At 67.7% G+C, this 3,494-nt stretch carries 2 protein-coding genes; both read right to left on the bottom strand.

Annotated elements, in window-relative coordinates; all coding sequences use genetic code 11:
- A partial coding sequence (locus tag ABIR74_RS02295; RefSeq protein ID WP_348174997.1) for an alpha/beta fold hydrolase occupies positions 1-1,763 on the bottom strand: 1,763 nt, incomplete at its 3' end.
- 24 nt (positions 1,764-1,787) lie between these two features.
- On the bottom strand, positions 1,788-3,386 hold the full coding sequence (gene pckA, locus ABIR74_RS02290; protein ID WP_348174996.1) for a phosphoenolpyruvate carboxykinase (ATP): 1,599 nt from the start codon (positions 3,384-3,386) through the stop codon (positions 1,788-1,790).
- Between the last annotated feature and the right edge of the window lie 108 nt (positions 3,387-3,494).

Raw genomic sequence — 3,494 nt, 5'->3', positions numbered from 1 at the left:
TTGGCGCCAGTGGTGAGACTTCCTGAGGTCAACCCGCCTACGGGCCGGCCGGGCCCGGCCGCGGCCGCAGCCCAGAGCGCAGTCGCGTCACGCACGGTTCGACGCGCCAGGTCCAGGGTGACTCTCGAACCGAGGACCTTCGCCGAGCGATGGCTGGGCTTACGCGGGTAGGCAGCGACAGGGGCGACGATGAACGGAGCGCGCGCGCAGGACGCAGGAACGCGGTCGCCGTCGATCCAAGCGCGGACGGCATGGAGTGCACAGATGGAAGGGTCGGCCGTGACCGTGCTGTGTCCGACGGACGGCACGACCAGGAGTTGGCCATGCGGGAAGCCCGCGATCACCGTTCGAGCGCTCGAGACAGGCGTCCGGAGGTCGAAGCCGCCGTTGACGGCGAGGACAGGCACATCGGGGAGCGGCCCCGTCCCGAGAGCGGGGATCGGTGCGGTGGGGCTTGGCCACTTGACGCAGAAGCTGGCGGCTCCGAGATCGATCGCCCACGGCCCGAAGCCGCCGAGCGAGCCGGCTGGAAGTGCAGCAACAGCGGCCTCGAGCTTCGCAGTCCGCTCCGCCACGGGGGCCGACTTGTCCCACGGGAAATTGCCGTCCGCGCAGTTCGTGGCGGCGTTGAGCCCGGAGCTGAGTTGCTCGGCGGACGATGTCGCGCTGCTGATGGTCAGGTCGTGAAGTCGCAGTAGCGCAGCCGGAGCGCCAGCTCGCGCTGCATGAACTGCAGCCGGGAGGAGTGCAGCGAGGCCCGGATTCAGATCGGACTCGACGAGAATCGACAGCACATCGAGGCCCGAAACGGTGAGCTTTCGCTTCGTGCCGTTCGCGCGCAGGACGCTCCCGGTCACAGGGCGGGCAGCCAGTCCGTTCGCGAGCGCCGTCACTTCCGCTGCGTAATTGGGCGTCGCCGCCCTGCACGCGCTGATGCCGCAGTAGTCCGCGAGTCCGAGCGGGATGTCGCGTAGGACGTTGGCTGCGTACGGATCGGGATAGTTCGTCGGCACAACCGAGTCGAGCAGGAGCCTCTCGACATGGGTCGGGTATCCGAGCGTGTAGGCGAGCGCAAGCTTTGTGCCGTAGGAGATCCCCCAGATCGCGATCTTGTCGACGCCGAGCGCCTGTCGCACGGCTTCCGTGTCGTCGGCGTGGTCACGCGTGCTGTAGAAATCCCGCGCAGGCCCGATGGTCGTCGCGCAACCGAGCGCGAGCGTGTCCTGGTTGACGAATCCCGTCGAGGACTGCAGCGCAGGGCAATCGATGAGACCTGACTTCCCGGTGCCGCGGTTGTCGAAGGCGACGATGCGGTAGCCGGGGAAGAGCGCGCGGAAGAGGAGAGCGCTGTTCTTGTCGCTGATGTCGAACACCGTGGCCGACCCCTGACCCGGCCCGCCCGCGACGAGCATCATCACGCCGCGCTCCTTGCCCTCGGCCGGGATGGACTCGACATGGAGCGTGATCGCCCCGGGAACGACGCCCTTTCGGTCGAGCGGCACGACGACGTCCGAGCACACGAGTCCGTCCGAACCACATGCCGTGGTCACCGAGCGGGTTCCGGCCCGAAACCCCACGGAGGCAAGAAGCGGCGCCCGTTCGGCGGCGCCCGGCGAACCGGAGAGGCGCGGCAGCGGTGCAAGGGGGCCGTCGCGCGGGTCGAGCGTGGCGCCTGCCGCCGCGACGACGGAGGCCACGGCGAGACAGATGACGACGCAGGCCCCCGTGGCACGAAGGGCCTCCCCCATTCGCCTGACGCTCATGTGCTCTCCCTTGGTTGGAGACCGTCAGATCTGCGGACCGGCGGCGGTGACGGCATGTCCCGAATCGCCGGCGAAGCGGGTGAAGTTCTCCCTGAACAGCTGAGCGAGCTCACGCGCCTTCACATCGTACGCACCAGGGTCACCCCACGTCGATCGCGGATCGAGGAGCGCCGACTCCACGCCGGGAACCTCCACCGGCACGTCGAACCCGAAGACCTCGTCGACACGGAACCGAGCTGTGTCGAGCTCCCCCGAGAGCGCGGCGTGCAGGAGTCGGCGCGTCGCCTGGATCGGCATCCGATGACCCGCGCCGTAGGGGCCTCCCGTCCACCCGGTGTTGACGAGCCAGACAGCTGAGCCGTGCTCGTCGAGCTTCTCGCCGAGCATCCGGGCGTAGACCGCAGGTGGTTGCGGCAGAAACGGAGCGCCGAAGCACGTGGAGAACGTGGGCTGTGGCTCCTTGACCCCGATCTCGGTGCCGGCGAGCTTGGCCGTGAAACCGGAGAGGAAGTAGAACAGCGCCTGGTCGCGCGTCAGGCGTGCGATCGGCGGGAGGATTCCGAAGGCGTCGGCAGTGAGCATCACGACCGCGCTCGGATGCCCGGCTCGCTTTGCGGGAAGCGCGTTCGCGATCTGCTCGAGCTTGTAGGCAGCGCGGGTGTTCTCGGTCTTGGCTTCACTGTCGAGGTCGACGACACCCGACTCGTCGATGACGACGTTCTCGAGCACCGTTCCGTAGGTGTGGGTCGTGCGGAAGATCTCCGGTTCCGCCTCGGCGGACAGCCGGATCACCTTCGCGTAGCAGCCACCCTCGATGTTGAACACGCCGCTCGAGCCCCAGCCGTGCTCGTCGTCACCGATGAGTGATCGCTCAGGGTCGGCCGAGAGGGTCGTCTTGCCGGTACCCGAGAGCCCGAAGAAGACCGCAACCTTGCCGTCGGCGCCGACATTGGCCGAGCAATGCATCGGGAAGACACCCTCGAGCGGAAGGCGGTCGTTCATCACCGTGAAGATCGACTTCTTGATCTCCCCCGCGTAGAACGTGCCGCCGACGATCACCTCTGTCCTCGTCGGATGGAGAGCCACGAACGTCCCGGTGCGAGTCCCGTCCTCCTCGGGATTCGCTACGACCTCGGGAGCGTGGAGAACGAGAGCCTGGGGCTCGAACGCTGCGAGGTCGGCCGCCTCCGGCTCGATGAACATGGTCTTTGCGAAGAGCGCGTGATACGGGCTCCCCGTGACGACCCTGACTGCGATCCGATGCGCGGGATCAGCGCCTGCGAACGCGTCGACGACGTAGAGCGGATCCTGCGCGTCGAGGTGGACGACGACCTTGGCCCGGAGCGTGTCGAACTTTTCCTCGGCGAGCGGCACGTTGATGTCACCCCACCAGATCCTGGCATCGGAACCGGGCTCGGAAACGATGAACTTGTCCTTCGGCGACCTCCCGGTGAACTTCCCGGTGTCGACCGCGAGCGGCCCGCCGTGTGCGATGCGCCCGTCGCCGCGCCGGATCGCGTGCTCGTACAGTTGCGCAGTCGACGGCTGCCAGATCACTGCTGCCGCGGGGTCGAGGCCGTGCTGATCGAGGTTGCCTTTCGCTCCGGTCGAGATCGTGGTCATTGCAGCGCCTCCAGCGGGAGTGTCGATGGGAGTCGGGTAGGGGTCGCAGCGCGTCGATTCTCCGCGCGACGCGCGTATGGTACGCACGCTCGGGGCTGCATGACCGGT

This window comes from Gaiella sp. (genome assembly GCF_039915195.1).
GTDB lineage: Bacteria > Actinomycetota > Thermoleophilia > Gaiellales > Gaiellaceae > Gaiella.
The sequence above is the reverse complement of the archived record's forward strand: the minus strand, read 5'-3'. Positions and strand labels throughout refer to the sequence as shown.